We start from the raw sequence: 25611 nt of genomic DNA, 5'->3' as shown, positions 1-25611 counted from the left end.
GGTCACCCACATTCTCGTCAAGATCGAACGATAAAGCCAGTCAACGACGTTTCCGAAACAGATTCTTGACCAGTTCCCGGGCCAAAGTGCGACTCGCCTCACCGACCGCTCGGTCGACCGGGGACATGCGTCGCGAGCGGGACGACGAGCGGGTGGGGCGCCGGGGACGCTGCTTCTCCAGACGCTCGGACTCCTTCTGCACGCGCGCGGCGTCGGCCTCCCGCCGGTCCTCGGCGTCTGCCTCCGCCTGTCGAGCGGCCAGCACCTCACTGGCCGACTGCGGGTCGACCGTGGTGCCGTACCGGGCCATCAACGGGGACGCAGCGACGGCGGCGCGGATCTCCTCCGCAGGTATCGGGGCCATGGATCCCTGCGGCGCCCGGAGCCTGGTCCAGGCGACCGGGGTCGGTGCGCCCTTGTCGCTCATGACCGTCACGATCGCCTCGCCGATGCCGAGAGAGGTGAGCACCTCCTCGAGGTCGTACGCCGTGTGGGGATAGGTCGACACGGTCGCCTTCAGGGCCTTTGCGGCGTCGGGTGTGTGGGCGCGCAGCTGGTGCTGCACCCGCGAGCCGAGCTGGGCCAGGACGTCGCTCGGGACGTCCTTGGGCGTCTGGGTCACGAAGACGATGCCGACGCCCTTGGAGCGGATGAGCCGGACGGTCTGCGTGATCGTCTCGAGGAAGTCGTCCGAGGCGTCGGCGAACAGCAGGTGGGCCTCGTCGAAGAAGAAGACCAGCTTGGGCCGCTCGACGTCGCCGACCTCGGGCAGCTCGGTGAACAGCTGGCGCAACAGGTACATCAGGAAGGTCGAGAACAGGGCGGGCTTGTCCTGGACCCCCGGGACCTCGAGCAGCGAGACGATGCCCCGCCCGTCCGGAGCCGTGCGGAGGAAGTCGGACACCGCGATCTCGGGCCGGCCGAAGAACTGGTCCGCGCCCTCGTCCGCGAAGCCGATGAGCTCACGCAGGATCACCCCGACCGTGGCCGACGAGAGCCCGCCGAGGTCCTTGAGCGCGGCCTTGCCCTCGGCGCTCGTGAGGTGCGTCAGGACGGCGCGCAGGTCGCCGAGGTCGATCAGGGGCAGCCCCGCGGTGCGGGCACGGTGGAAGACGAGCGACAGCGACGACTCCTGCGTGCGGTTGAGCCCCAGCACCTTGGAGAGCAGGGTCGGCCCGAAGTCCTCGATCGTGGCCCGGACGGGCACGCCCGTGCCGATCCCGCCCAGCGCGAAGTACTCCGTCGGGGTCGCGACCGGTTGCCAGTCCTGCCCGATGCTGCGGGTCCGCTCGAGCAGCGCCTCGTCCGGGGTGCCCGCGGTGGCGATCCCCGACAGGTCCCCCTTGATGTCGGCGGCGAACACCGGCACCCCGTGCGACGCGATCTGCTCGGCCAGCACCTGCAGCGTCTTGGTCTTGCCGGTCCCGGTGGCGCCCGCGACCAGACCGTGGCGGTTGAGCATCGCGAGCGGGATCCGCACCGGCGCGTCCGGGACGGGGTGGCCGTCGTCGACCAGCGCACCCATCTCGATCGCCACGCCCTCGAACGCGTAGCCGGCCCGGACCAGGTCGACGATCCCGCTCGGGGCGGCACTCGGTGTGTCGGACGTGGCCCGGGCCCGCTCGGCCACCGCGGTGAGCTCGTCGGCCTTCTTCTGCGCAGCGGCGGCGACGGCCTGCGCCTCAGCAGCGACCCGAGCGGCCTCCTCTGCGGCCTGCTGGGCGTCGCCACTGGTCGTCATGGCGACAGGCTACCGCCGGACAGGCCGTGCACTGTCTACACTGACGGGGTGATCTTCCGGAGGGTGAGCGAGGGGCGTCCCTACCCCGAGCACGGCCTCTCGCAGAACGGATGGGCCGAGATCTCCCCCTCCCAGGTGCGTCTCGACGACCTGACCACCACCAAGACCACACTCGACCTCGAGCACCTGCTGGATGACGACTCGACCTACTTCGGTGACCTGTTCGCCCACGTCGTCAGCTGGCGCGGCGAGCTCTACCTCGAGGACGGTCTCCACCGCGCCCTGCGCGCAGCGCTCCAGCAGCGCAACATGCTCCACGCCCGCGTCCACTCGATCGGCAAGCACGTATGACCAAGACCCTCACGATGCTGACCGCGGTCATCGTCTTCGTCGTCGGCACGATCGTCGGCGTCCGCCTCCTCGTCTCCGGCACCGAGGCGAGCGCGACGCAGTCGACCTGCCGCTCGTCGGTCGTCGCGAAGGGCGAACGCCTCAACAGCAACGTCGTGCGCGTCAACGTCTTCAACGCGTCCGCGCGGTCGGGCCTCGCGAACCGGGTGACGATCAACCTGCAGGCCAACGGCTTCCTCGGCGGCCGGATCGGCAACAGCACGAGCAAGACCAAGCCCGGCCGGGTCGCGATCCTGACGGCCGACAAGAAGGATCCGCGGGTGCGGCTCGTCGCGTCACAGTTCCGCGACAAGGTCACCTACGCGAAGCCCGACATCGACGTGGCGGGCGGGGTGACGGTCGTGATCGGCGACAAGTTCTCGGGCCTGAAGAGCAAGTCGCGCACGTCGATCAAGTCCAACCGCGACATCAAGGTGTGCATCCCCGTCGTGCCGCTGCCCTGACGCGCAGCCCGTCCCGGGCAGGGGTCAGCCGTCGACGCCCCAGCCGGCGAGGCGGCCGTGACGGCCCACGTCGCGCAACCGGCTCTCGGTCTGCTCGCGTACTGAGCGCTCCGCGACGATGAGCAGGTCGTCGTTGACCGCGATGCGATCCGTGCGGTGCGGGACGAACGTCGTCTCGTCGCGCACGACCAACGTGACCGAGGCACCCACCGGCAGCCGCAGCTCGCCGACCTCGACACCCGCGAGCCGCGAGCCGCTCGGCACCCGGATCTGCAGCAGGTCGGCGGACACGCGCTCGAGCGGCGCGGCCTCGACCTCGACGTCGCGCGCGGCATCGGTCAGGACGCCGCACGCCGCGGCGAGGCGCGCGAGCGGCGCGGCCTGCAGCAGGGTGTAGATCACGACGGCGACGAACACGGTGTTGAACAGGTCACGCGAGCCGTCGACCCCCGCGGACAGCGGGATCGTCGCCAGGACGATGGGCACCGCGCCCCGCAGACCCGCCCACCCCACGAACAGCTGCTCGCGGGCGCTCCGCCGGAACCACACCGCGCACACCATCACGGTCAACGGCCGGGCGACGAAGGTCAGGATCGCGCCGATCAGCAGTCCGTGCCAGACGTTGCGCCACTCCAGCTCGTCGGGGCTCGCGAGCAGCCCGAGCATCACGAACAGACCGATCTGCGCGAGCCAGCCGATCCCCTCCACGAACGAGCGGGTGGCCACGCGGTGGGGCAGCTCGGCGTTGCCGAGGATCAGCGCGGCGATGTAGACCGCGGCGAAACCGCTCGCATGGACGGCCGCCGCCGAGCCGTAGGCCAGGATCGTGAACGCGATGACCACGAGCGGATAGAGACCCGACGCCGGCAGGGCCACCCGGCGAAGGAGCCAGCCGCCGAACCAGCCGATCGCGACGCCGAACGCCGCACCGACCAGGAGCTCGAAGATCACGAGCGCAGCCAGGTAGCCCACGCCCTTGTCGGCGACCTCCCCTGCGCTGATCGCCACGACCAGCACGACGATGGGGGCGTCGTTGAGGCCCGACTCGGCCTCGAGCGTCCCGGTGACGCTCGACTTGAGCGGGACCGTGCGCAGCACCGAGAAGACCGCGGCCGCGTCGGTCGGGGTCAGCACCGCAGCGAGCAGGACCGCGAGCTCCCAGTCCAGGTCGAGGAGGTAGTGCGCGCCCGCCGCGACCACGAGGACCGTGATGGCCGAGCCGAGGGTCGCGAGCAGCAGGCCGTAGCCCAGGTTGGGCCTGACGTGCTGCCACTTGGTGGTCAGACCACCCTCGGCGAGGATCAGCACGAGACCGCCGAAGCCGAGGGCATGGGCGAGATCGGCGTCCGCGAAGTCGATGCCGAGTCCTGAGCTGCCGAGCAGGAGGCCGAGGGCGAGATAGACCAGCAGCGACGGCAGGCCGATCGACACCGAGAGGCGGACCGCGAGCACGGCGAGGATGAGGACACCGGCGCCGACGAGCAGGTAGGTGTCGAGGTCGTGCACGTCCACGAAAGTTCTCCTCCCATGGACTCGACGGAGTGCGATTCTATCGGTCCTGGCGCGGCTCACCGACCACGCACCTCTGTCGGTTCAGGTGGCGGGCGCGCGGACGCTCCGCTGGGATGGGACCGTGGATCGCCGCAGCATGATCGCCCTGATGGGCGCTGCCGTGCTCGCAGCCTGCTCGTCGCCGGACGACAGGGGCCGGCCCGACAAGGAGCGACGCGTGGACGACATCTCGTACGGCCCGGACCCTCAGCAGCACGCCGAGCTGACCCGCCCGAACGGAGCGTCGAGAGGCGTCGTCGTCGTGATCCACGGCGGCTTCTGGAAGTCGCAGTACGACCTGTCGCTGGGACGTCCGCTGGCTGCGTCCCTCGTCGAGCAGGGCTGGACCGCGTACAACATCGAGTACCGGCGCGTCGGCAGCGGCGGTGGGTGGCCCGAGACGTTCGACGACGTCGCGGCCGCGATCGACGCGCTGGCCACGGTCGACGACCTCGACACGGGCACCGTCATCACGCTGGGCCACTCCGCAGGAGGCCATCTCGCGGTGTGGGCCGCGGGCCGGCCGAGGCTGACCGGGTCGAGCTGGGCCGATCCGGCGGTGCCGGTGACGGCGGCGATCTCACAGGCCGGCGTGCTCGACCTCGCCGCGGCGATCGACGCCGACCTCGGATCGGGTGCAGTGCGCCGGCTCATGGGCGGAGCCGTGGACGAGCGCTACGCCCTCGCGGACCCCGCGCGACTCATCCCCCTCGCGGTGCCGGTGCGCTGCGTCCACGGCCGCTCCGACGACGTGGTGCCGCTGAGCCAGTCCGTCGACTACGTCGCGCAGGCCACCGAGGCAGGCGCCGATGCGAGCGTGACCGAGGTCGAGGGCGATCACTTCGTCGTGATCGACCCGTCGTCCACGGCATGGGCCCGCACGCTGGAGATCCTCGAGCGGCTCTGAGTCCACGCCCCGACAAACGGAACGGGCGCACCGACCAGCGTGTGGTCGGTGCGCCCGTGAACTCGGGATGCGCTCAGTGCTTGAAGGCGTCCTTCACCTTTTCGCCGGCGTTCTTGAGATCGGCCTTGGCCTGGTCTCCCTTGCCCTGACGCTCGAGCTCGTCGTCGTTCGTGGCGCCGCCAACGGCTTCCTTCGCCTTGCCCTTGGCGTCGTCACCTGCGTTGCTGATCTTGTCTCCGAGACCCATGAGGGACTCCTTTCGTCGACTGCCGGGTGGTGTACCCGCCCTTGCAGCCCTGAATCACACCAGTTTCCTAAGAAGAGCTCTCAGGTGTGGCCTCGTGGTGACGGCGCCCGTGCGTGCGCCGGTCCTCTTTCATCTCGGCCTCGAAGAGATGCCGCAGGCCGCCGACCAGCTCCTCGCGCGCCCGGCGCTCGTGGTCGCGGAAGGCCGCGTAGTAGTGGTCGTCGTAGTCCTCCACGACCTGGAACGACCAGCGCCCCTCGAGGATGTTGCGTCCCACCAGCTCGCTCTCGATGCGGTCGGCCGTCTCCCCGTGCCCCGCGGCACGCAGCAGCTCGACGGCGTCGCCGAGCATCAGGTCGGCCGTTCCGCACCGGCGGTGGAACGCGTAGAGGTGCCCACGGGCCTCCTCGACGGCCTCGAGGGCCTCGCTCAGCTTGCCCATCGCATCGACGGTGGCGTCGTCGACGCCCGCCGGGCGGGTGTGTGCGTCATCGGGTCCATCGCTCATGCACGCACCGTACGTCCGTACATCGCGGGCGGCACCTCAGGCGCGCTGCCGGGCCGCCTTGGCCGCGTACATCCGGCGGTCCGCGCGCTCGATCATGGTGTGGGCCGAGTCCCCGACCTTGGCCTCGGCGACGCCGGCCGACCAGGAGCCGGGCGATCCGGACGCCATCCGCTCCACGATCTGCTCGGCGTGCTCCTTCGAGGTCGCCGGGAGGACGATCAGGAACTCGTCGCCACCGACCCGCCCCACCGCGTCCTGGCGACGCAGGTGACCGCTCCAATGAGTCGCCATGGCCTCGAGGAGATCGTCGCCCGCGCCGTGGCCACGCGTGTTGTTGACGGCGCGCAGCCCGTCCAGGTCGATCGCGACGACCGAGATCGGCTGCGACCGACGTGCCGATTGCTCGAGCTCACGATCGAGCACCTCGGTGATGCCACGGCGGTTGAGTGCGCCGGTCAGGTGGTCCCGCCGGGCGAGATCGTCCATGCGGCCCTTGATGCGGGCGAAGACCTCGGTCGCGATGACGGTCTGCACGACGACCGCAGCCGCGAGCGGCAGGACCGCGCCGTCGCCGTGGTGGGCGATCGCGATGAACCACCAGGCCACGCCGAGGAACAGCAACACCCGGCCCGACCCGGGGCGCAGGTACCAGATCACGTACACGGCCACGATCGGCAGCGCGGTCCCGTTCGCGAACGCGCCCAGCACCAGGTGTGTCGTCCACGTGAGGCAGCCGATGACCGCGAGCAGGACCGCCGTCATCGCCAGCGCCTCCTGCTGGGTGAATCGGGGACCGCGCGCGAGCACCCATGCCAAGAACGACACCGCGACGACCGCCAGCACCTCGAAGGCCCAGCGGGGGTTCTTGCCCGGTTGCCAGGTGATCACGGCACTGATCAGCAGCACCGAGCTCACGGCGTACATCAACGCCGTCGTGCCCGCGAGCCCCGGCAGTGATGTGAGCCGGCCGCCCTGTGCCTCGGTGCGCATGTGCCTCCCCTGGGTCCCCGATTCTAGGAACACCCGGGTGGGCCCGTCCCGGTCACCGCGAAGAATCATCCGTCCGGACCATCGCGGCATGGCCCGGGAGGCCCAGCCGTCTCGTCCGGCTCAGGGAGTCGGCGGCGGGACGACGCGCCCCATGCGCTCGATCGCCTCGGTGAGGATCTCCGGCGTCGTCGCGAAGTTGAGCCGGACGTGCCCGGCCCCGCCCTCGCCGAACGTGGGCCCCGGGTTGAGCGCGACCCGTCCCTGCTCGAGGAACGCGGCGGCCGGGTCGTCCCCCAGACCGAGCTCACGGCAGTCGAGCCACGCAAGGTACGTCCCCGGCCCGGCGGCCCACCTCACGTCGGGCAGGTGCTTGTCGAGCAGCGTGGCCAGCAACGCGCGGTTCTCGGCCAGGTCGGCCTGCAGGTCGTCCAGCCACGGCGTGCCCTCGCGCAGCGCCACGGTGTGCGCGAGCATGCCGAGGTGGCTGGGTCCGTGCGACACCACCTCGGGCAGGCGCGCGAGATCCTGTGCCGCGCGCTCGCCCGCGATCATCACCGCGGCCTTGAGCCCTGCGAGGTTCCAGGTCTTCGACGCGGACGTCACGGCGAAGGCGTCCTCGGTGCCGTCGACGCTCAGGTACGGGACGAACCCCTCCGGCACCAGCGGCCCGTGGATCTCGTCGACCACGACCCGCACGCGGTAGGTCGAGGCCAGCGCCGCGACCGCGGACAGCTCGTCGGAGGTGTGCACGACGGCCGTGGGGTTGTGCGGATTGCACAGCAGGTACGTCACGGGGCGACCGTCCGCTCCCGCGCGGATGAACGCCGCCTCCAGCGCGTCGAGGTCGAGCCGGCCGTCCTCGCCGAGCGGGGCGTCGACGAGCGTACGACCGGCGTGCTCGACGTAGCCGAAGAACGGCGGATAGACCGGCGGGTTGACCACGACCGGGTCGCCGGACCCCGAGACCAGACCGATCGCCTCGACGATCCCGGTCATGACGTCGGCGGCGTACGCGGTGCGGGACGAGTCGAGCCCCTCCCAGCCCCAGCGGGCGGCGGCGAAGTCCGCGAGCGCCTCGGCGTACGCGTTGCCATGCGGATATCCGGTGTCGCCGGACGTCACCGCGGCGGTCAGTGCCTCGACGACGGGCGGGGCCACCAGGACGTCCATCTCGGCGACCCAGAGCGGCAGGACGTCGTCCGGGTGCTCGCGCCACTTGATGCTGGTACGGCGGCGCAGATCGGTCAGGGAGAGCTCACGGAGCGGGTGCGTCGAGGGCATGGGTCCATCATCGGGCAAAGACGTGACCCTCGTCCTGTTGCATCCCGCCGTTTCAGGTGTCACTCTGAGTTACAGGACACCCAGTGAACAGTTGTGCACCGAAATGAGGAACCCATGACCTCAGCGCCCATCGAGCGCACGTCAGCGCTGCGCCGGATCCGCCACCTCGGCAAGGCGCTGACCACGCCGCTGTCCCCCGACGACTACCTGGCCCTGGTCAATCCCCTGTGGTCGCAGCGCGAGCTGCGGGGACGGGTCGAGAAGGTCGTGCCCGAGACCGAGAACGCCGCGACCCTCGTGATCCGGCCGGGCTGGGGCTGGCGGTTCGACCACTCGCCCGGTCAGTACATCGGCATCGGCGTGGAGCTCGACGGCCGCTTCCACTGGCGCTCGTACTCGCTGTCCTCGACGCCGCTGGTCGAGGGCAAGACCGTGAGCATCACCGTCAAGGCGATGCCCGAGGGCTTCTTGTCCGACCACCTCGTCAACGGCCTCGAGCCGGGGACGATCGTGCGGCTGGCCTCGCCGCAGGGCGACTTCGTCATCCCCGACCCGCCGCCGGACAAGATGCTCTTCCTGGTCGGCGGCAGCGGCATCACACCTGTCATGTCGATCCTGCGGACGCTCGACCGGCGCGGGACCCTCGCAGACGCCACGCTGATCTACTCCGCGCGGTTCGAGGAGGACATGATGTTCCTGCACGAGCTGCGCGAGCTCGCGGGCCGCCACGAGGGGTTCACGTTCCACGAGCGCTTCACCGACGTGGACGGGATCCTCACCCCCGAGCAGCTCGACGACGTCTGCCACGACTGGATGGACCGCGAGACCTGGGCCTGCGGCCCCGCGCCGATGCTCGATGCATTCACCGACCACTTCCAGCGGCTCGGACGCGAGGACCACCTGCACGTCGAGCGCTTCACCCTCGCCACGGCAGGGACCGAGGGCGCCGGCGGCACCGTGACGTTCGGCGACGGCGGCCCCACCGTCGAGGTCGACGGGGCCACGACGCTGCTCGAGGCGGGCGAGAAGGCCGGCGTCAACATGCTGTTCGGCTGCCGCATGGGCATCTGCCACACCTGCGACGTGCCGCTGGCCGCCGGGCGGGTCCGCGACCTGCGTAGCGGCGACGAGCACGGCGAGCCCAACGAGTACGTCCAGACCTGCATCTCGGTCGCCGTCGGCGACTGCACGCTCGCCCTGTAGACCCGTCCCGCACTCCACCCACTAGCGAAGGAGCCACCCATGGCATTCGCCGACGTCCGTGAGTACACCCACCTGACCGACGAGGAGGTCGAGGCCATCGGCCGCGAGCTCGACGAGATCCGGGCGCAGGTCGAGGCCGACCGCGGCCAGGCCGACCGTGACTACGTCACCCGGGTCATCACGTTGCAGCGCCGCCTCGCCGCGGCCGGTCGCATCACCTTGTTCGCGAGCATGTTCCCGCCGGCATGGCTGCTCGGCACGGTCATGCTCGGATCGGCCAAGATCCTCGAGAACATGGAGATCGGCCACAACACGATGCACGGCCAGTGGGACTGGATGAACGATCCGGAGATCCACTCCAGCAACTGGGAGTGGGACACCACCCAGCCCGCCGAGCAGTGGAAGCACTCGCACAACTACATCCACCACCAGTTCACCAACGTCCTCGGTCACGACAACGACATCGGCTACGGCATCCTGCGCATGTCACGCGACCAGAAGTGGACGCCGTACAACCTGGGCCAGCCGGTCTACAACGCGCTGCTGGCGCTGTTCTTCGAGTGGGGCGTGGCACTGCACGACCTCGACATCGAGGCGATCCGGAAGGGCAAGAAGGACCCGAAGCTGCTCAAGAAGCAGCTCAAGCAGATCGGCGACAAGGTTGGCAAGCAGGCGTTCAAGGACTACCTGATGTATCCCGCGCTGAGCGGTCCGGGGTTCTTCCACACCCTCTCGGCCAACTTCACCGCCAACATCATGCGCAACGTCTGGTCGTACATGATCATCTTCTGCGGCCACTTCCCCGACGGCGCCGTGCACTTCTCCGAGGAGGAGCTCGAGGACGAGACCCGCGCCGAGTGGTACCTGCGCCAGATGCTGGGATCGGCCAACTTCGAGGGCGGCAAGCTCCTGCACCTCATGAGCGGGCAGCTCGGCTACCAGATCGAGCACCACCTGTTCCCCGACCTGCCGAGCAACCGGTACGCGGACATCGCGGTCAAGGTCAAGGACATCTGCCGCCGCTACGACATCCCGTACACGACGGGGCCGTTGCACAAGCAGTACGGACAGACGCTCCGCACGATCATGAAGCTGTCGCTGCCCAACCGGCGTACGACCGACAACCCGGCACCGCTGGCCCCCCGCAAGCGTCGTCGCCTGCAGGACTCCGAGCGTCCCACGCGCCGCACGGAGCTGGGCAAGTGGTCGGCCGCGGCCTCGGCATGACCGTGGTGGACGACGCGGCGACCGCCCCGTTCGCGTGCCGGGACGACGACGGGCTGGTCCACGCGGCAGTCGTGAAGAGCCGGGCGATCCGCTGTGCGCTCAGTCGCATCTGCGGGGTGTGCGGCGAGGTGCTGGCCCGGCCCATCGCATTCCTCGGGCCCGAGAACGAGGCACTGGACGGGCTGTTCACGTTCCCACCGACCCACGTCACGTGCGCCCACGAGGCGATCGAGGCCGGGACGTCGCTCGGTCAGCCCGAGCCGCCGCGCACGTGGCTGGTGGTGACGACGGGCGGCTTCGACCTCGTCCGGCCGACCCGCCGCGGCGATCCCGTCCTCTTCCACCCCAACTCGGTGATCGACACCACTCCGTCCCCTCCCCCGTCCCCCTGAGCGGCGGTGCGCGGGCGTCCAAGATCTGCGGCGCACTGGACGCCAGCGCACCGCCCTGGCGCGGTGGGTCAGGGGGTCAGGGGACGCGGGCGGTCCAGGCCGGGTCGAGGTACTTGCTCTCGGCCAGGGCGTCGGCCTCCTCGATCGTGTCGGTGTCGATCTCGACCTCGGTCAGCCCGTAGCTGGCCCGGAAGTGGTCGAGCATCGCCTCGACGACCTTCTCGCGGCTGAGCCCGGTCTGGCTGCGGATCGGGTCGACCCGCTTCGCCGCGCTGACCGTGCCCTTGTCGCTGAGCTTCTCGCGGCCGATGCGCAAGATGTCGAGCATCTTGGCCGCGTCCATGTCGTACGACATCGTGACGTGGTGCAGCACCACACCGCTCGCGAGCCGCTTCTGTGCCGCACCGCCGATCTTGCCCTGGGGCGAGGCGATGTCGTTGAGCGGCACGTATGACGCGTCGACACCGAGCTGCCGCAGCGCTCGGATGACCCAGGCGTCCAGGAACGCGTACGACTCCGCGAACGACAGCCCCTCGACCAGCGTCGCCGGGACGTACAGCGAGTACGTGATCGTGTTGCCCGGCTCGACGAACATCGCACCGCCGCCGGAGATGCGGCGCACGACCGTGGCCTCGTGGCGGGCCGCTGCGTCGAGGTCGACCTCGTTGGACAAGGACTGGAACGAGCCGATGATGACGGCGTTGGACGCCCACTCCCACACGCGCAGCGTCGGCGCCCGCGTGCCCTCGCCGACCTGTCGCGCCACGATCTCGTCGATCGCCATCTGCTCGGCAGGGTGCTGCGGGCCGGCGATGAGAAGCTCGAAGCGGTGGTCGTGCCAGGCCGTGCTGCGACCGAGCGCGCGCAGCACCGCGTGCGCGACGGCCGGCGGGTCGAAGCCGACCATCACCGCGTCGCCGCGCGCGTCGTCGATCGCCTGGACCAGCTCACCAAGGCTCGCGTCCGCCGGACGTCCCTCGAGGGCGTCCGACATGCGGCCCAGCGCCTCGTCCGGCTCCAAGAAGAAGTCGCCGCTCAGGACGACGTCGCGGATCCGGCCGTCGGAGACCTCGAGATCGACCACGACCAGCTTGCCGCCGGAGACCTTGTACTCGCCGTGCATCGCGCTCACACCGCGTTGGTGAGCGCTTCGAACTGCTCGTCGGTCAGCTCGATGCCGGCGGCGCCGACGTTGTCCTCGAGGTGGCCGATGCTCGACGTGCCGGGGATGGGGAGCATCACGGGCGAGCGGCGCAGCAGCCAGGCGAGAGCGAGCTGCGAGGGGGTCGCGCCCTGCTCCTTGGCGATCTCCTCCAGCGGGCCGCCGTCCTTGACCAGGTCGCCGGTCGCGAGCGGGAACCACGGGATGAACGCGATGTTCTGCTCCTCGGAGTAGTCCAGCAGCGCCTCGGCCGAGCGGTTGGAGAGGTTGAACAGGTTCTGCACCGAGGCGATCGTGGCGATCTCCTGGGCCTGCTTGAGCTGGTCGACGTCGACCTCGCTGAGGCCGATGTGCCGGATCTTGCCCTCGTCCTGCAGCTTCTTGAGCTCGCCGACCTGGTCCTCCAGCGGCACGTCGGCGTCGATGCGGTGCAGCTGGAACAGGTCGATCCGCTCGAGGCCGAGACGACGCAGGCTGAGCTCGGCCTGCTGGCGCAGGTACGCCGGACGGCCCACGGGCGTCCAGACGCCGGGACCCTGGCGGGTCAGCCCGGCCTTGGTCGCGATGACGACGTCGTCGGCGTACGGGTGCAGCGCCTCGCGGAGCAGGTCCTCGGCGACCTCGGGGCCGTACGAGTCCGCGGTGTCGAAGAACGTCACACCGAGCTCGACCGCGCGACGCAGGACGGCGATCGCGGCGTCACGGTCGCGCGGCGGACCCCAGACCCCCTCGCCGGGCAGCTGCATCGTGCCGTAGCCAAGACGGACGACGGGCAGGTCGCCGCCGAGCTGGAACGTGCCGGACGGGGATGCAGAAAGAGTTGAGGTCATACCTAGGTGCAAGGAGGCCGCCCCGGCCGTTATTCCACCGGGGTGAGCAGGAAGACCGGGATCACGCGATCGGTCTTCTCGGCGTAGTCGGCGTAGGCCGGCCACGCCTCGACCGCGCGCTCCCACCACACCTCGCGCTCCTCGCCGGACAGCTCACGGGGCGTGTAGTCCTTGCGGACAGGACCGTCCTGCAGCTCGACCAGTGGAGCGTTGACGATGTTGTGGTACCAGGTCGGGTGCTCCGGGGCGCCACCTTTGGAGGCCACCACGAGGTACTCGCCGTCGTGCTCGACGCGCATCAGGGGCGTCTTGCGGATCTTGCCGCTCTTGGCCCCCAAGGTCGTCAGGACGATGATCGGCTTGCCCTGCATCTCGTTGCCCTCGGCACCGTTGGTGCGTTCGAAGAGCTCGGCCTGCTCGCGGGACCACTTGTCGGGGCTCGGTGCATATTCTCCGGTGAGGGGCATGCCCCCATCGTGCCCTCAGCCGCGTCGCGCGACAACCGGAGCGTGGCGCCGGACCTCAGCCCTCGGGACGCAGATCCTTCAGCTCCTCGGCGGGCACGGCAGGCGTGACATCGGGGCCGCTGCTGTAGACCACAGGGTTGTCGTCGACCGGCGCCGTGGGCTCGTCCAGCACTGCTGCGGGCTTCGACTTCGCCGGAGCCTTCTTCGCCGGGGCCTTTTTCGCCGGGGCCTTCTTGGCAGCCGCCTTCTTCGCCGGAGCCTTCTTGGCCGGAGCCTTCTTGGCGGTCGCCACCGAGGCCGGCGTCGCCGCGCCGGGCTTGATCGACGTCGCGCGCTTGGCCGTCGATCGGGTCGCGGGGTTCGTCGTCGAGGGAGCCGGATCGGCCATGGTCGTCGTGGCGCCAGGGGTCCGCGTCGGCGTGGGCGCGGGCGGCTGGGTGACGGGCTCGGTGCTCACCGTGGGCGAGGGCCGAGAGGAGGTGTCCGACTGATCGGATCCGCCCATCCCCGGCAGGAGCGGCGTCACCTTCCGAGCCACGGCTGCTGCGCCGCTGATGCCGACGTGGACCGCGCCGGTCGCGAGCTGCTGGGCGACGGATGCGGACATGCTGAGGATCTTGGGGACCATGGGAGCTCCGATTCGTTCGGGGAGGGACGCACCGTGTCGTACCCAGCGGTCCGGACCTCACACCGTCCACGGGCGGCGAGTCCGGGCAGCTTGTCCCGTCCGCCGGTGCATGATCGAACCATGGACTCCGTACCCCTCGGCACGAGCGATCTCGACGTCTCGCCGATCATCCTCGGCTGCATGAGCTACGGCGATCCCGACCGCGGCCCGCACCCGTGGTCACTGCCCGAGGAGCAGAGCCGCCCGTTCATCCGGCAGGCGCTCGAGGCCGGGATCACGACGTTCGACACCGCCAACATGTACTCCGGCGGCAGCAGCGAGGAGATCCTCGGGCGCGCCCTTGCCGACTTCGCCCGCCGCGAGGACGTCGTGATCGCGACCAAGGTGTTCTTCCCGGTCGCCGGCGAGGACGACTCCGCGGGACTGTCCGCCGACAACATCGCGCGGCAGATCGACGCGAGCCTGCGGCGCCTCGGCACCGACTACGTCGATCTCTACCAGATCCACCGCTGGGACCCCAACGTCCCGATCGAGGAGACGATGGAGGCGCTCGATCGTGTCGTCCAGTCCGGCAAGGCGCGGTTCATCGGGGCGTCCTCGATGTACGCCTGGCAGCTCGCGCAGGCGCAGCACGCCGCCGACCTCAACGGCTGGGCCGCGTTCGTCTCGATGCAGGACCAGTACAACCTCGTGCAGCGCGAGGACGAGCGCGAGATGCACCCGTTCTGCCTCGACGAGGGCATCGGCGTCATCCCATGGAGCCCGCTGGCCCGCGGCCGGTTGACGCGCGACTGGGACGACGTCAGCACGAGCCGCAGCGCGACCGACGAGGTGACCAAGCGCTACTACCGGCAGGCCGAGGAGTCCGACCGGGCCATCTCGGCGGCCGTGGCCGCGGTCGCGGAGGCACGCGAGGTCTCCCGGGCGCAGGTCGCCCTGGCCTGGGTGCGCCAGCAGGAGGCGGTCACCGCCCCGATCGTCGGCGCCACGAAGCCGCTCCACCTCGACGACGCCGTCGCATCCCTCGATCTCGTGCTGACCGACGAGGAGCTCCAGGCGCTCGAGGCGCCGTACGTCCCACGCCTGCCGGAGTTCTGACAACCTGAGAGTCGAGGAGGAGCCCATGCGTGATCTCGAGACGTTCTTGCACGGCGCACACGTGGACGATGCCGTGTTCGAGCTGCGGCCCGACTACCGAGCCCTGCTCGTCGCGGTGGACGGTCTCGCTGCCGTGGGCAGCTCGTCCGGGGATGAGCTGCTGGCTGCTGCTGAGAGGCATGCCGGCGCGTTGCTGGAGACCTCACCCGTCGACGAGCTGCCGCACATCGCGGCTTGGCGGGAGGCGTACCGCGCGTTCGGCGCGAAGCCGCAGCGCACGCGCAACAGTCTGGAAGCGCTCACCCGACGAGCCCCGGACGGGTTGCCCCGCATCAACGCCCTGACTGACCTCTACAACGCCATCTCCGTGCTGCACCAGCTGCCGATCGGCGGGGAGGATCTCGATCGCTACGTCGGGCCACCGCGCCTCGTACGCGCCGCAGGCAACGAGGCGTTCGACACCGTGGCTGGCGGTGCTGACGTCGTCGAGAGCCCTGATCCCGGTGAGGTGGTCTGGTGCGACGACGCCGGGGTCACGTGCCGACGCTGGAACTGGCGCCAAGGGCGACGCACGACGCTTCGCGACGAGAGCAGTTCTGCCCTGTTCATCCTCGACGCACTCGACCCCATGACCGACGACGAGCTGAATGCCGCTGCTGATGACCTGGTCGACCACCTGGGTCGGCTGGGGCCGGACCCGCGCACCGCTCGCCGCCTGATCACCAATCCCAACGCGTAAGCACCCGCGTCCCGCACGGGGTCGGTTTCCCACGGGACCGTGGGAATTGCTCACTCCCCGCGCGTCACAACCCGAGGGAAGTGACCAAACACCACGGGACCGTGGGAAACCGACAACGGGGCGAGCACCGAGACCTTGGTCCCATCCCCGACGAGCCGCCAAAAAGTAGGCTCGGCAGTCCACCTACAGAGGGCGGTCTCGCATGTGTTTCTCGGTCGAGGCCGATGTGGTCGCAGGCGTCGCCCTCCTACCCGTGGCAGCACTGTCTCTTCGCGAGGTCCGGCACGTGCGGGAGGTGCCGTTCGCTGCGCTTCCCCTCCTGTTCGCGATCCATCAGCTCACCGAGGCACTCGTCTGGGCGGGGCTCGACGGTGACGTCTCGGCGAATGTCCAGAAGACGGCGGCACTGGCCTACGTGCTGTTCGCCTTCCCCGTGCTGCCGACCCTGGTGCCGACCGCCGTACTGCTTCTCGAGCCGAGGGGTGCACGGCTGCGGGTGGCGCCCTTCGTCGCACTGGGTCTCGTGGTGTCCGCCTATCTGGCGTACGTCGTGCTCAGAGGGCCGCTCGTCGTCGAGGAGCATGACCACGCTGTGGTGTACCGGATCGGGCTCGAGCACGGCATGTTCTGGGCAGTGCTCTACATCCTCGCCACGGTGGGACCGGCGCTGTTGTCGGGCTACCCGTCCATCGTGGCCTTCGGTGCGCTCAACCTGGTCGGGCTGTCGCTGGTCGCCCTCGTCTACCAGGAGGCCTTCGCCTCGCTCTGGTGCGTGCTCGCGGCTCTCCTGTCGGTGCTGGTGCTGCTGCACATGCGTCTTCGCCGACGCCTTCCCGACCCGCACCGGCTCCACGGACAGCCCCTCGAGCCTGTCGGTTAGAGGCCTGCGGCTTCCAGCCGACGAGAAAACCCCCGACCTCACTGTGATTCCAGCGAGATCGGGGGTTCTCATCGTGCGGTGGCGGTGGGATTTGAACCCACGGTGGGCGTGAACCCACACAACATTTCGAGTGTTGCACCTTCGGCCGCTCGGACACGCCACCGCGGAAGACCTTACCGGACTGCCGTGGCGGGCCTGACGCCACCCGCTCCTTTGGGTGCCACGTCTGCGAGGCTGGACCGATGAACACTGCTGTCACCCAGCCCGCAGCGATCGAGGCATTGGGCCTCGCGCCGCTCATCGACGGGCACAACGACCTCGCATGGGGGGCGCGCAAGATCCGGGCGTACTCCGTCGACGGCCTGGACGGCGACATGACCGGCGTCTTCGACACCGACATCGCCCGGCTGCGGCGCGGAGGGGTCGGCGGACAGTTCTGGTCGGTCTACTCACCGTCCGACATCCTGCCGGCCGAGGCCGTCACGTACACGCTGGAGCAGATCGATTTCGTGCACCGGCTGATCGAGCGCTACCCGGACGCGTTCTCGTACGCTTGGAGCGGCGACGACGTCCGGCGGGCCTGGCGCGACGGGCGGGTCGCGTCCCTGATCGGCGCGGAGGGCGGGCACAGCATCGACGGCTCGCTCGCGGTGCTCCGTGAGCTCGCCCGGCTCGGCGTCCGCTACATGACGCTGACCCACAACGACAACACCCCGTGGGCCGACTCGGCCACCGACGAGCCGGTGCACGGCGGGCTGACCGACTTCGGCCGCGAGGTCGTCGCGGAGATGAACCGGCTCGGCATGCTCGTCGATCTGTCGCACGTCGCCGCCACGACGATGCACGACGCGATCGACGTCTCGTCGGCGCCGGTGATCTTCAGCCACTCCTCGTGCCGTGCGGTGACCGACCACCCGCGCAACGTCCCCGATGACGTCCTCGAGCGGCTGCCCGCCAACGGTGGGGTCCTGATGGTCGCGTACGTCCCGTACTTCGTGAACCAGGACGTCGCCCGGTGGGCCGACACCGACCGCGCCACTCCCCCGCCTCGGTCGACCGTGGACGACGTCGTCGCGCACGTCGAGCACGCGCGGGACGTGGCAGGCGTCGACCACATCGGCATCGGCAGCGACTACGACGGCGTCGACATCTTCCCCGAGGGGATGGGGGACGTGACCGGGCACGCGGTGGTGCTCGACCGCCTGGCCGAGCGCGGCTGGTCCGCCGGCGACCTCGCCAAGCTCATGGGCGACAACGTCCTGCGCGTCCTGGACGCCACCGCGGGGGACTGACCGTGCACGGCCTGGACGAGCTGGTCGAGCGCGCCGCGGCGCTGGTCACCGACGACGTCCGGACGATCGTCGGGGTCTGCGGGGCACCGGGATCGGGCAAGACCACTGTGGCCACCCGGCTCGTGTCGCGGCTGGCGGCCGACGGCGTACCGGCCGCGCGGGTGCCGATGGACGGCTTCCACCTCTCGGACGACGTGCTGCGGGCGCGGGGGCTGCTCGACGTGAAGGGGGCCCCGCAGACGTTCGACGCGTACGGATTCCTCGCGCTGCTCGCGAGGCTCCGGACCGAGACCGATCACCCGGTGTACGCGCCGGGGTTCGAGCGGACCCTCGAGCAGCCCATCGCCGCGTCGATCGAGGTCGCCCCGGACGTACGTGTCGTCGTCACCGAGGGCAACTACCTGCTCGACGCCGACCCGCCCTGGCCGCTGGTCCGCGAGGCGCTGGACGAGGTGTGGTTCGTCGACCTGGCGGACGACCGCCGGCGCGCCCGGCTCGTGGATCGGCACGTGACGTTCGGCAAGAGCCGCGACGAGGCGCAAGCCTGGGTCGACCGGGTCGACGAGCCGAACGCCCGCCGCGTCATCGCCCGTCGCGACACCGCCGATCTGGTCATCGACGGGCGCTGAGCCGCCCGTCGCTCGCCCGCGGGGGACACACGATGAGGGTTTAGGGCAGCCGGGGCCGCCCCTTTCCCTCATCCTCGGTCCCGTCCGTGACGAGGGATGAGGGTTTCGGGTTGCCCCCGCTGCCGCAAACCCTCATCGTCGGTCCGCCCGTGGGGCCGGGGGGTGTGCAATGGCGGCCACGGGGTACGTCCACGGACATGAAGCTCTTTCGAGGAATCGCGGCCGCCGGAGTCGCCAAGAAGGTCTACGACGAGGCCCGCAAGCCCCAGAACCAGGCTCGCATCAAGTCAGCGGTCGCCAAGGTGCGTCAGCGCGGCAACCCGCCCCGCTGACGCACGTCCTCAGGCGTTCGGGTTGGACGCCTTGAGGAAGCTCTCGCTGAACAGGTCGAACTCGTCGTCCTTGGCCCGGCCCGTGCCGGCGCCCTTGAGCAGGCTCACCAGCTCGCCGGCCGCACGGTCGATCCGCGCGCCGAGGGCGTTGGAGCCGTCCGTGCCCCAGTCGTACGCCGAGGCGAACACGCCCGTGGGCACGACCAGCGCCTGCAGGTACGCCATCAGCGGCCGCAGCGCGTAGTCGATCGCGAGCGAGTGGCGCGCGGTCCCGCCCGATGCCGCCAGCAGCACGGGCTTGCCGATCAGCACGTCCGTCTCCAGCGCGTCGATGAACGACTTGAACAGGCCCGGGTAGGACGCCTTGAAGATCGGCACGACGATGACCAGCCCGTCGGCCGCGACCACCTTGTCGATCACGTCCTGCAGGCGCGGCGAGGCGAACCCCGTCAGCGACGCGTCGGTGATGTCGTGCGCGAGCTCGCGCAGCGACACGACCTCGACCGACACGTCGCCCGACTGCTGCGTGATCGACTCGGTGATCCGGTCCGCCAGGAGGCGAGTGGTCGACGGGTCGCTCAGGCCCGAGGAGATCGCCACGACGCGGGTCATGCGGACACCTCCTCGGTGTTGTCCGCGGAGGCCAACCGGGCCGCGACGCGGGTCGCGTGGTCGGGGGCGTCCGGGACGTCCGCGGGACGGCGGGCGTCGAACTCCGCGCGCAGCGTGGGCAGCACCTCACCCAGCTCGTCGAGCTGCTCCAGCACGAGCTTGAGCGGCAGGCCGGCGTGGTCCACCAGGAAGAGCTGGCGCTGGTAGTCACCGAAGTAGTCCGCGAACGCGAGCGTCTTCTCGATGAAGTGCTGCGGGCTGCCGACGGTCAGCGGTGTCTGCGTCGAGAAGTCCTCGAGCGAGGGCCCGTGGCCGTACACGGGCGCGTTGTCGAAGTACGGCCGGAACTCGTTGACCGCGTCCTGGCTGTTCTTGCGGATGTAGAACTGGCCACCGAGACCGACGATCGCCTGCTCCGGGGTGCCGTGCCCGTAGTGGGCGTAGCGCTGACGGTAGAAGTTGATCAGCCGGATGTAGTGCTCCTTGGGCCAGAAGATGTTGTTGGCGAAGAAGCCGTCGCCGTAGTACGCCGCGAGCTCGGCGACCTCGGGCGTGCGGATGTTGGCGTGCCACACGAACGGGGGCACGCCGTCGAGCGGGCGCGGCGTCGCGGTGAAGCCCTGCAGCGGGGTGCGGAACTGGCCCTCCCAGCTCACGACCTCCTCGTCCCACAGCCGGCGCAGCAGGTGGTAGTGCTCGACGGTCAGCTCGACCGCCTTGGCACCGTCGTAGCCGAACCACGGGTAGACCGGCGCGGTGTTGCCGCGGCCGAGCATGAGGTCCATGCGGCCGTCCGACAGGTGCTGCAGCGTCGCGTAGTCCTCGGCGATCTTGACCGGGTCGTTGGTCGTGATCAGCGTCGTGGACGTCGACAGGATGAGCTTCTCGGTCTGCGCCGCGATGTACGCCAGCGTGGTCGTCGGGGACGACGGGACGAACGGCGGGTTGTGGTGCTCGCCGGTCGCAAAGACGTCCAGGCCGATCTCCTCGGCCTTCTTGGCGATCTGGATCGTCGCCTTGATGCGCTCGTGCTCGGTCGGCGTCGTGCCGTTGGTGGGATCGGTCGTGACGTCACCGACCGTGAACAGTCCGAACTGCATGCTGGTCATCTGTGGATCTCCTTCGCCAAGTCCCGGATGGGCTTGTTGAAACTTAAACTAGATTAGCACGCGGACTATTCCCCGTCGCCCGGAAGGGCCCTGCGCTGCCAACCGCCCTCGTAGCCGATCGGGCGAAAGCCCATCGCCTCATTGACGTCGAGCATCGGTCGGTTCTCCTCGGCGTTCCAGGTCACGATCGCCTGGGTGTCCGGCGCGTGGCGGCGCAGCAGGTCCGCGGCGGCGAGCTTCACCAGCAGTCCGAGCCGGTGGCCACGGTGCTCACGCAGCACGAGCGTGTCCTCCTGCACCGCGACCGGACCGGCGGCGGAGTGGACCAGCTCGGAGAAGCCCGCCAGGGAGCCGGAGGGAATGTGCTCGACCGCGGCGGTCAGCGCCGTGCGGCCGCTCCCCGCCATGCGCTCGTCGTGCTCCCGGATCCGGGCCGCGTCCCACGGGTCCTCGAGCTCCACCAGCGCGCCGCTCGGCGCGTCGGTGCTCATCCGGGTGCGCAGCACCGCGAGGTCGGCGATCCACCTGTCGGGCGTGGGTCCCGTCCACGTGACGACCCGGTGGTCCGGCGGTGCCGGCGCCTCGAGCCGGGGCGCCGACCCGAGCTCGAGCAGGCTGATCCGGGTGATCTGCTCCAGCGCGTACCCGTGCGAGGTCAGGAACCGCACGCCGTCGTCGTGCGCGGCGACGTCGCCGAACCCGGTCGGCGACGCGATCCGGTCACCACCGGACGCTGCGGAGTGCGCCACGCCCACCTTGAGGACCGGTGCGCCCGCGTCCACCGCGATCCGCTCGGCCGCCTCCAGCAGCGTCGCACCGATGCCGCGACCCCGGTGGGCGGGCAGGACGTCGACCATCAGGTGTGCCCCGTTGCCCGGCAGGTGCGGGCGCAGCGTGACCATCGCACGCGCCACGATCCTGCGGTCCTCGCGCACCACGAGATGTCGGCGGACGCGGTGCGGGTTGTCGCGGTACTCGGCCAGCATCTCCGCCGGCGCCATCGACAGCACGTCCGTGCCGAGGGCGTGGTTCTCGACCGCGTTGCTCACCGCCGCGTACTCCAGGAACTGCTTCCCCCCGGGTCCGTCGAGCGAGGCGGGCATGGCGATCTCGTCGACCTCGTACGTCATGCGGCCTCAGCCTACGAGATCACGCAGCGCCGCGTCGGACGCGAGCAACGCCTCGCGGTCGTACGTCGACGTGGACGCCATGAGCTCGTCGGCTCCGGTGCGCTCGACCAGCTCGTCGAGCTGGCGGCGCACCGTGGTGGGCGATCCGGCGACCGCGGTCTCGAGGGCGGACCCGACGCGCTGGCGGACCTGGGACGTCCACGGCTGCGCGCGGATCGCGTCCACCGGCTCGAGCGGTGGGAACTCCCCCGTCTGGCGCGACCGCGCCATCGCCCAGGCCTCGGGCAGGGCCAGCTCGCGGGCGGTCGCGTCGTCGTCCGCGACCGTGACGTCGAGCGAGATCGTGACGTGGGGGTCGGCCGCCTGCTTGCTCGGCCGGAAGCTGCGGCGGTACGCCTCGATGGCCTCGCAGCCGGCGTCCTTGGTCAGGATCGGGCCTCCGATGACGACCGGGAGGCCCAGGCGAGCGGCAACCTCCATGCCACGGCCGGTGGCGAGGACGAAGAGCGGGACGTCGGCCGCCGCGACCGGGTGGGCGGTGACGTCGGCCTCGCCGGTCAGCAGACGGCGCAGCTCGTCGAGGTCGTCCTCGAACGTGTCGGCGGCGTCCAGCTCGTGCCGCAGGGCACGGCGTACCGCGGCGGTGAACCCCAGCGAACGGCCCACGCCGAGGTCGACCCGGCCGGGGAACAGCGCGTCCAGCATGAGGAACTGCTCGGCGACGACGAGGGGCTGGTGGTTGGGCAGCATGACGCCGCCCGAGCCGATACGGATGCTCTCGGTGTGGGCGCCGATCGCCGCGAGGAGGACCGCCGGGGACCCGCTCGCGATGCCCGGGACGGCGTGGTGCTCGGCGACCCAGAAGCGGTCGTACCCGAGTCGCTCGGCGTTGACGGCTCGCTCGACCGAGCCGGTCAGGCCCTCGCGCTCGGGATGTCCCGCGCGGGTTCTCGAACGGTCGAGCAGCGAGAGCCTCACGCCGGGTCCGACACGTCGATCAGCACCTTGCCGACGAAGTCGTCCTCGACGGCGGCGTGCGCCTCGGCCGTGCGCTCCAGCGGGAACCGGGCGATCGGCAGACCGGCGTCCTCGCCGACCGGCAGGACCCCGTCCTCGGCGGCCGCGGTGATGTCCTCCGTCGCGGCCCGCAACGCCTGCGGGGTCAGCGTGTAGAGCAGGAGGAACTGGTAGCGGACGTTGAGCGCGAAGTGCGCGCGGACGTCGAGCTCCATGCGGTCGCCGCCGTTGTTGGCGTACACCGCGACGGTTCCGTGGTTCGCGATGACCGCCTGGTTGAGCGGTGCGTTCATGGCCGGCGCGACCTCGACGACGAGGTCGACACCGCCCGGGGCGATCTCACGGATCGCGGCAGCGGCGTCGCCCGCGGTGTAGTCGACGGTGTGGTGCGCGCCGGCAGCTGTCGCCAGCGCGGCCTTGGCCGGGCCGCTGATCGTCGTGACGACCGTCGCGCCCGCCCAGCGCGCGAGCTGGATGGCTGCGTGGCCGACCGCGCCTGCGCCACCGGCCACGAGCACCGTGCGTCCCTCGAGTGCACCCGGCGCCAAGCGCGTGGGGCCGCCGTCAGCCACCGTCAGTGCGCGGTGCGCCGTCACGGCCGGAACGCCGAGCGAGGCGCCGAGGTCGAACGATGCCCCGTCGGGCAGCCGCACGACGCGGTCCACGGGGACGACCGCGAGCTCCTGCGCCGTCCCGGTGGGTCGGCCGTGGGCGGAGAGGAGCATCCACACACGGTCGCCGACGGCGACCGTGTCGACGCCGGGACCCACGGCGTCCACGACACCTGCGCCGTCCTGGTTCGGCACGATCTCCGGGAACGCCGGCGCCTGACCCGTCGCGCCGGCGCGGCTCTTCCAGTCGGTCGGGTTGACCCCGGACACGACAACGCGCACGCGTACCTCGCCCGCTCCCGGCTCAGCGGCCTCACGCTCGACGAGCTGGAGGACGGACGGCGCCCCGGTCTGGCTATAGACGATTGCTCTCATGACGGTTGCAACACCACCGCCCGCGAGTTGTTCCATCCGCCCGGTGTCCGACCGGTGTCGGATTCCCACGGGACCGTGGGGTTTGGTCACTTCCCTCGCGTCACAGCACGAGGGGAGTGACGAATTACCACGGGACCGTGGGAAACCGGCAACGGGCGGAAGGCCGGGGGTCAGCGGTGGGTGGCGAAGAAGGACTGGAGGAGGGCGGTGGACTCGGCGGCGCGTACGCCGCTGAGCACCTCGGGGCGGTGGTTGAGCCGGCGGTCGCGGACGACGTCCCACAGCGAGCCGACCGCTCCGGCCTTGTCGTCCCACGCGCCAAAGACCAGCCGGCCGAGCCGGGCCGCGACGATCGCACCGGCGCACATCGTGCACGGCTCCAGCGTCACCACCAGGGTGCAGCCCTCGAGTCGCCACTCGCCGAGAACGGCCGCGGCCTCGCGGATCGCGACGATCTCCGCGTGCCCGGTCGGGTCGCCGTCGCGCTCGCGCGTGTTGCGTCCCCGGCCGATGACCGCGCCCGAGGGGTCCACGACGAGCGCACCGACGGGGACGTCCCCCTCGGCCACGGCGGAGCGGGCGAGGTCGAGCGCCTCACCCATCAGCTGGTCGCACGTCACCCGATGACGGCCTCGAGCTGGGCGGCGAAGCCGATCCGGCCCGCCACGTCCATCAAGATGTCCTCGGGGTAGAGGTCCTCGTCGTCGCACAGCGCACGCAGGTCGGGGCCGGAGATGCCCAGATCGCTGAGGATCGCGACGTCACCGACTGCGAGCGGCTCGTCGTCGTCGGTGTCGAGGTCGAGCAGCTCCGCGATCCCGGCCGCGAGCGGCCAGTCCTCGGCGGCCGTCACGTCCGAGAGCATCGCCCGCACCTCGGTGCCCCAGCGCCGCATGATCACGAAGAAGTCGTCGTCAACCGCCACGATCCCGAGCACGCCCACGTCGGACGGGAACCGCGCCAACGCCTCGGACAGCTCCGCGACGTCCTCGGCGAGCATCGGATGCAGCTCGACGACGTGCCAGCGGCCGTCGTCACGGTAGGCGGCGACCGCGAAGTCGACATCTTCCTCGGCCACGGTGCCTCCTGTCGGGAACGTCTCCCTGCGATGGTGACAGGTCGCGGAGCCTCGACGCTAGTCTCATGACATGCAGGTACACGTCGCCGACCACCCACTCATCTCCCACAAGCTCACGGTGCTGCGTGACGTGGGCACCGATTCGCCCACGTTCCGGCGGCTCGTCGACGAGCTGGTCACCCTCCTGACGTACGAGGCGACCCGCGACGTCCGGGTCGAGCCCGTCGACGTCCAGACCCCCGTCGCGATGGCGCAGGGCGTACGCCTGACCGAGCCGCGTCCGCTCGTCGTGCCGATCCTGCGCGCGGGCCTGGGCATGCTCGAGGGCATGCAGCGCCTGCTCCCGACCGCGGAGGTGGGCTTCCTCGGCATGGTCCGCAACGAGGAGACGCTGGAGGCCGTGACGTACGCGGAGCGGCTTCCGGACGACCTGACCGGACGCCAGTGCTACGTCCTCGACCCGATGCTCGCGACCGGCGGCTCGCTGGCGGCGGCCATCAACTTCCTGGTCAAGCGCGGTGCGAACGACATCATCGCGATCACGATCCTGGCCACCCCCGAGGGGATCGAGCGCATCGAGTCCGATCTCGCGGACGTCGACGTGCCGGTGACGCTCGTCACCGCGGCCCTGGACACGGGCCTCAACGAGCAGGCCTACATCGTCCCGGGCCTCGGCGACGCCGGCGACCGCCTCTACGGCGTCGCCGACTGAGCGACCCGG

At 70.5% G+C, this 25611-nt stretch carries 30 protein-coding genes and 1 tRNA gene; 13 read left to right on the top strand and 18 right to left on the bottom strand.

Annotation, left to right across the window (positions count from 1 at the left end):
• Positions 1-40: 40 nt before the first annotated feature.
• Positions 41-1741: a helicase HerA-like domain-containing protein gene (locus GEV27_RS13375; protein ID WP_153934824.1), complete on the bottom strand. Its 1701-nt coding sequence runs from the start codon at positions 1739-1741 to the stop codon at positions 41-43.
• Between the two features lie 48 nt (positions 1742-1789).
• Here GEV27_RS13375 and GEV27_RS13370 point away from each other — a divergent pair, with 48 nt between their 5' ends.
• Together GEV27_RS13370 and GEV27_RS13365 are read left to right on the top strand one after the other, a co-directional pair.
• Positions 1790-2092 (top strand): type II toxin-antitoxin system VapB family antitoxin, encoded by a 303-nt coding sequence (locus GEV27_RS13370; protein ID WP_153651393.1) that lies wholly within the window; start codon positions 1790-1792, stop codon positions 2090-2092.
• The gene (locus GEV27_RS13365; RefSeq protein WP_153651392.1) at positions 2089-2595 is read left to right on the top strand and encodes a LytR C-terminal domain-containing protein; all 507 of its coding nucleotides are present in this window, start codon (positions 2089-2091) and stop codon (positions 2593-2595) included. The genes GEV27_RS13370 and GEV27_RS13365 overlap by 4 nt, the downstream gene beginning before the upstream one ends.
• Positions 2596-2619: 24 nt before the next feature.
• On the opposite strand, the gene GEV27_RS13360 is transcribed toward GEV27_RS13365, so the two are convergent.
• Positions 2620-4107, bottom strand: a complete 1488-nt coding sequence (locus GEV27_RS13360; protein ID WP_153651391.1) for a potassium/proton antiporter — start codon at positions 4105-4107, stop codon at positions 2620-2622.
• Between the two features lie 121 nt (positions 4108-4228).
• On the opposite strand from GEV27_RS13360, the gene GEV27_RS13355 reads away from it, so the two are divergent.
• The gene (locus GEV27_RS13355) at positions 4229-5053 is read left to right on the top strand and encodes an alpha/beta hydrolase (RefSeq protein WP_309222240.1); all 825 of its coding nucleotides are present in this window, start codon (positions 4229-4231) and stop codon (positions 5051-5053) included.
• 73 nt (positions 5054-5126) lie between these two features.
• Here the strand turns inward: GEV27_RS13355 and GEV27_RS13350 are convergent, their stop codons facing one another.
• The 4 genes from GEV27_RS13350 to GEV27_RS13335 form a co-directional block, all read right to left on the bottom strand.
• Positions 5127-5300, bottom strand: a complete 174-nt coding sequence (locus GEV27_RS13350; RefSeq protein WP_153651390.1) for a CsbD family protein — start codon at positions 5298-5300, stop codon at positions 5127-5129.
• 67 nt (positions 5301-5367) lie between these two features.
• The gene (locus tag GEV27_RS13345; protein WP_153934822.1) at positions 5368-5808 is read right to left on the bottom strand and encodes a hypothetical protein; all 441 of its coding nucleotides are present in this window, start codon (positions 5806-5808) and stop codon (positions 5368-5370) included.
• A 36-nt stretch (positions 5809-5844) separates the two neighbouring features.
• Positions 5845-6798: a GGDEF domain-containing protein gene (locus tag GEV27_RS13340; RefSeq protein WP_194944211.1), complete on the bottom strand. Its 954-nt coding sequence runs from the start codon at positions 6796-6798 to the stop codon at positions 5845-5847.
• A 120-nt stretch (positions 6799-6918) separates the two neighbouring features.
• Positions 6919-8079 (bottom strand): MalY/PatB family protein, encoded by a 1161-nt coding sequence (locus tag GEV27_RS13335; RefSeq protein ID WP_153934818.1) that lies wholly within the window; start codon positions 8077-8079, stop codon positions 6919-6921.
• 114 nt (positions 8080-8193) lie between these two features.
• On the opposite strand from GEV27_RS13335, the gene GEV27_RS13330 reads away from it, so the two are divergent.
• From GEV27_RS13330 to GEV27_RS13320, 3 genes are read left to right on the top strand one after another with little or no spacing between them, the layout of a single operon-like run.
• A complete protein-coding gene (locus GEV27_RS13330) occupies positions 8194-9282 on the top strand; it encodes a ferredoxin reductase (RefSeq protein ID WP_153651386.1) in 1089 nt (362 codons plus the stop codon).
• Between the two features lie 39 nt (positions 9283-9321).
• Positions 9322-10509, top strand: a complete 1188-nt coding sequence (locus GEV27_RS13325) for an acyl-CoA desaturase (RefSeq protein WP_153651385.1) — start codon at positions 9322-9324, stop codon at positions 10507-10509.
• Positions 10506-10901 (top strand): hypothetical protein, encoded by a 396-nt coding sequence (locus tag GEV27_RS13320; protein WP_153934816.1) that lies wholly within the window; start codon positions 10506-10508, stop codon positions 10899-10901. The genes GEV27_RS13325 and GEV27_RS13320 overlap by 4 nt, the downstream gene beginning before the upstream one ends.
• Positions 10902-10977: 76 nt before the next feature.
• On the opposite strand, the gene GEV27_RS13315 is transcribed toward GEV27_RS13320, so the two are convergent.
• From GEV27_RS13315 to GEV27_RS17590, 4 genes are read right to left on the bottom strand one after another with little or no spacing between them, the layout of a single operon-like run.
• Positions 10978-12024 carry a biotin/lipoate A/B protein ligase family protein gene (locus GEV27_RS13315; RefSeq protein WP_153654905.1) on the bottom strand — a complete coding sequence of 349 codons (1047 nt, stop codon included), beginning with the start codon at positions 12022-12024 and terminating at the stop codon, positions 10978-10980.
• Between the two features lie 5 nt (positions 12025-12029).
• Positions 12030-12893 (bottom strand): aldo/keto reductase, encoded by an 864-nt coding sequence (locus GEV27_RS13310; protein WP_153651383.1) that lies wholly within the window; start codon positions 12891-12893, stop codon positions 12030-12032.
• 29 nt (positions 12894-12922) lie between these two features.
• The gene (locus GEV27_RS13305; RefSeq protein WP_153651382.1) at positions 12923-13360 is read right to left on the bottom strand and encodes a nitroreductase family deazaflavin-dependent oxidoreductase; all 438 of its coding nucleotides are present in this window, start codon (positions 13358-13360) and stop codon (positions 12923-12925) included.
• A 55-nt stretch (positions 13361-13415) separates the two neighbouring features.
• On the bottom strand, positions 13416-13967 hold the full coding sequence (locus tag GEV27_RS17590; protein ID WP_194944210.1) for a hypothetical protein: 552 nt from the start codon (positions 13965-13967) through the stop codon (positions 13416-13418).
• A 141-nt stretch (positions 13968-14108) separates the two neighbouring features.
• Between GEV27_RS17590 and GEV27_RS13295 the strand changes: the two genes are divergently transcribed.
• The 3 genes from GEV27_RS13295 (at position 14109) to GEV27_RS13285 (ending at position 16705) form a co-directional block, all read left to right on the top strand.
• On the top strand, positions 14109-15086 hold the full coding sequence (locus GEV27_RS13295; protein WP_153934813.1) for an aldo/keto reductase: 978 nt from the start codon (positions 14109-14111) through the stop codon (positions 15084-15086).
• Between the two features lie 25 nt (positions 15087-15111).
• Entirely contained in the window at positions 15112-15825 is a 714-nt protein-coding gene (locus GEV27_RS13290) for a B3/4 domain-containing protein (protein WP_153934811.1), read from the top strand.
• A gap of 202 nt (positions 15826-16027) precedes the next feature.
• Positions 16028-16705: a DUF6629 family protein gene (locus tag GEV27_RS13285; protein WP_153651379.1), complete on the top strand. Its 678-nt coding sequence runs from the start codon at positions 16028-16030 to the stop codon at positions 16703-16705.
• 76 nt (positions 16706-16781) lie between these two features.
• On the opposite strand, the gene GEV27_RS13280 is transcribed toward GEV27_RS13285, so the two are convergent.
• Positions 16782-16868, bottom strand: a tRNA-Ser gene (locus tag GEV27_RS13280).
• Between the two features lie 79 nt (positions 16869-16947).
• On the opposite strand from GEV27_RS13280, the gene GEV27_RS13275 reads away from it, so the two are divergent.
• The 3 genes from GEV27_RS13275 to GEV27_RS18100 all read left to right on the top strand — a co-directional run bounded on the left by GEV27_RS13275 (position 16948) and on the right by GEV27_RS18100 (position 18958).
• Complete coding sequence (locus GEV27_RS13275) at positions 16948-17997, top strand: dipeptidase (RefSeq protein WP_153934809.1); 1050 nt, start codon at positions 16948-16950, stop codon at positions 17995-17997.
• Between the two features lie 2 nt (positions 17998-17999).
• Positions 18000-18626: a nucleoside/nucleotide kinase family protein gene (locus tag GEV27_RS13270; RefSeq protein WP_309222239.1), complete on the top strand. Its 627-nt coding sequence runs from the start codon at positions 18000-18002 to the stop codon at positions 18624-18626.
• 197 nt (positions 18627-18823) lie between these two features.
• Complete coding sequence (locus tag GEV27_RS18100) at positions 18824-18958, top strand: hypothetical protein (RefSeq protein WP_255489234.1); 135 nt, start codon at positions 18824-18826, stop codon at positions 18956-18958.
• Between the two features lie 9 nt (positions 18959-18967).
• On the opposite strand, the gene GEV27_RS13265 is transcribed toward GEV27_RS18100, so the two are convergent.
• The 7 genes from GEV27_RS13265 to GEV27_RS13235 form a co-directional block, all read right to left on the bottom strand.
• Entirely contained in the window at positions 18968-19570 is a 603-nt protein-coding gene (locus GEV27_RS13265) for a CE1759 family FMN reductase (protein ID WP_153651365.1), read from the bottom strand.
• Positions 19567-20679: an LLM class flavin-dependent oxidoreductase gene (locus tag GEV27_RS13260; RefSeq protein WP_328596487.1), complete on the bottom strand. Its 1113-nt coding sequence runs from the start codon at positions 20677-20679 to the stop codon at positions 19567-19569. Before GEV27_RS13260 ends, GEV27_RS13265 begins: the two co-directional genes overlap by 4 nt.
• Positions 20680-20744: 65 nt before the next feature.
• Complete coding sequence (locus GEV27_RS13255; RefSeq protein WP_153934807.1) at positions 20745-21809, bottom strand: GNAT family N-acetyltransferase; 1065 nt, start codon at positions 21807-21809, stop codon at positions 20745-20747.
• A 6-nt stretch (positions 21810-21815) separates the two neighbouring features.
• Complete coding sequence (locus GEV27_RS13250) at positions 21816-22787, bottom strand: LLM class flavin-dependent oxidoreductase (protein ID WP_309222238.1); 972 nt, start codon at positions 22785-22787, stop codon at positions 21816-21818.
• Positions 22784-23812 carry an NADPH:quinone reductase gene (locus GEV27_RS13245; RefSeq protein WP_153934805.1) on the bottom strand — a complete coding sequence of 343 codons (1029 nt, stop codon included), beginning with the start codon at positions 23810-23812 and terminating at the stop codon, positions 22784-22786. The genes GEV27_RS13250 and GEV27_RS13245 overlap by 4 nt, the downstream gene beginning before the upstream one ends.
• Positions 23813-23982: 170 nt before the next feature.
• A complete protein-coding gene (locus tag GEV27_RS13240) occupies positions 23983-24414 on the bottom strand; it encodes a nucleoside deaminase (protein ID WP_153654899.1) in 432 nt (143 codons plus the stop codon).
• 14 nt (positions 24415-24428) lie between these two features.
• Positions 24429-24890, bottom strand: a complete 462-nt coding sequence (locus GEV27_RS13235; protein ID WP_153651361.1) for a tRNA adenosine deaminase-associated protein — start codon at positions 24888-24890, stop codon at positions 24429-24431.
• Between the two features lie 70 nt (positions 24891-24960).
• Here GEV27_RS13235 and upp point away from each other — a divergent pair, with 70 nt between their 5' ends.
• Positions 24961-25602, top strand: coding sequence for a uracil phosphoribosyltransferase (gene upp / locus GEV27_RS13230; protein WP_153651360.1), 642 nt, complete (start codon positions 24961-24963; stop codon positions 25600-25602).
• Positions 25603-25611 lie beyond the last annotated feature (9 nt).

Source organism: Aeromicrobium sp. S22 (assembly GCF_009661045.1).
GTDB lineage: Bacteria > Actinomycetota > Actinomycetes > Propionibacteriales > Nocardioidaceae > Aeromicrobium > Aeromicrobium yanjiei.
Note: the sequence above shows the minus strand (reverse complement) of the source record. Positions and strands in the feature narration are given on the sequence as shown.

Bases quoted from the DNA above. Each gene is read 5' to 3' on its own strand.
- GEV27_RS13375 (WP_153934824.1), bottom strand. From the start codon at position 1,741: ATGACGACCAGTGGCGACGCCCAGCAGGCCGCAGAGGAGGCCGCTCGG.
- GEV27_RS13365 (WP_153651392.1), top strand. From the start codon at position 2,089: ATGACCAAGACCCTCACGATGCTGACCGCGGTCATCGTCTTCGTCGTC.
- GEV27_RS13350 (WP_153651390.1), bottom strand. From the start codon at position 5,300: ATGGGTCTCGGAGACAAGATCAGCAACGCAGGTGACGACGCCAAGGGC.
- GEV27_RS13345 (WP_153934822.1), bottom strand. From the start codon at position 5,808: ATGAGCGATGGACCCGATGACGCACACACCCGCCCGGCGGGCGTCGAC.
- GEV27_RS13340 (WP_194944211.1), bottom strand. From the start codon at position 6,798: ATGCGCACCGAGGCACAGGGCGGCCGGCTCACATCACTGCCGGGGCTC.
- GEV27_RS13335 (WP_153934818.1), bottom strand. From the start codon at position 8,079: ATGCCCTCGACGCACCCGCTCCGTGAGCTCTCCCTGACCGATCTGCGC.
- GEV27_RS13330 (WP_153651386.1), top strand. From the start codon at position 8,194: ATGACCTCAGCGCCCATCGAGCGCACGTCAGCGCTGCGCCGGATCCGC.
- GEV27_RS13325 (WP_153651385.1), top strand. From the start codon at position 9,322: ATGGCATTCGCCGACGTCCGTGAGTACACCCACCTGACCGACGAGGAG.
- GEV27_RS13320 (WP_153934816.1), top strand. From the start codon at position 10,506: ATGACCGTGGTGGACGACGCGGCGACCGCCCCGTTCGCGTGCCGGGAC.
- GEV27_RS13315 (WP_153654905.1), bottom strand. From the start codon at position 12,024: ATGCACGGCGAGTACAAGGTCTCCGGCGGCAAGCTGGTCGTGGTCGAT.
- GEV27_RS13310 (WP_153651383.1), bottom strand. From the start codon at position 12,893: ATGACCTCAACTCTTTCTGCATCCCCGTCCGGCACGTTCCAGCTCGGC.
- GEV27_RS13305 (WP_153651382.1), bottom strand. From the start codon at position 13,360: ATGCCCCTCACCGGAGAATATGCACCGAGCCCCGACAAGTGGTCCCGC.
- GEV27_RS17590 (WP_194944210.1), bottom strand. From the start codon at position 13,967: ATGTCCGCATCCGTCGCCCAGCAGCTCGCGACCGGCGCGGTCCACGTC.
- GEV27_RS13295 (WP_153934813.1), top strand. From the start codon at position 14,109: ATGGACTCCGTACCCCTCGGCACGAGCGATCTCGACGTCTCGCCGATC.
- GEV27_RS13290 (WP_153934811.1), top strand. From the start codon at position 15,112: ATGCGTGATCTCGAGACGTTCTTGCACGGCGCACACGTGGACGATGCC.
- GEV27_RS13285 (WP_153651379.1), top strand. From the start codon at position 16,028: ATGTGTTTCTCGGTCGAGGCCGATGTGGTCGCAGGCGTCGCCCTCCTA.
- GEV27_RS13275 (WP_153934809.1), top strand. From the start codon at position 16,948: ATGAACACTGCTGTCACCCAGCCCGCAGCGATCGAGGCATTGGGCCTC.
- GEV27_RS18100 (WP_255489234.1), top strand. From the start codon at position 18,824: ATGAAGCTCTTTCGAGGAATCGCGGCCGCCGGAGTCGCCAAGAAGGTC.
- GEV27_RS13265 (WP_153651365.1), bottom strand. From the start codon at position 19,570: ATGACCCGCGTCGTGGCGATCTCCTCGGGCCTGAGCGACCCGTCGACC.
- GEV27_RS13260 (WP_328596487.1), bottom strand. From the start codon at position 20,679: ATGACCAGCATGCAGTTCGGACTGTTCACGGTCGGTGACGTCACGACC.
- GEV27_RS13255 (WP_153934807.1), bottom strand. From the start codon at position 21,809: ATGACGTACGAGGTCGACGAGATCGCCATGCCCGCCTCGCTCGACGGA.
- GEV27_RS13245 (WP_153934805.1), bottom strand. From the start codon at position 23,812: ATGAGAGCAATCGTCTATAGCCAGACCGGGGCGCCGTCCGTCCTCCAG.
- GEV27_RS13240 (WP_153654899.1), bottom strand. From the start codon at position 24,414: ATGGGTGAGGCGCTCGACCTCGCCCGCTCCGCCGTGGCCGAGGGGGAC.
- upp (WP_153651360.1), top strand. From the start codon at position 24,961: ATGCAGGTACACGTCGCCGACCACCCACTCATCTCCCACAAGCTCACG.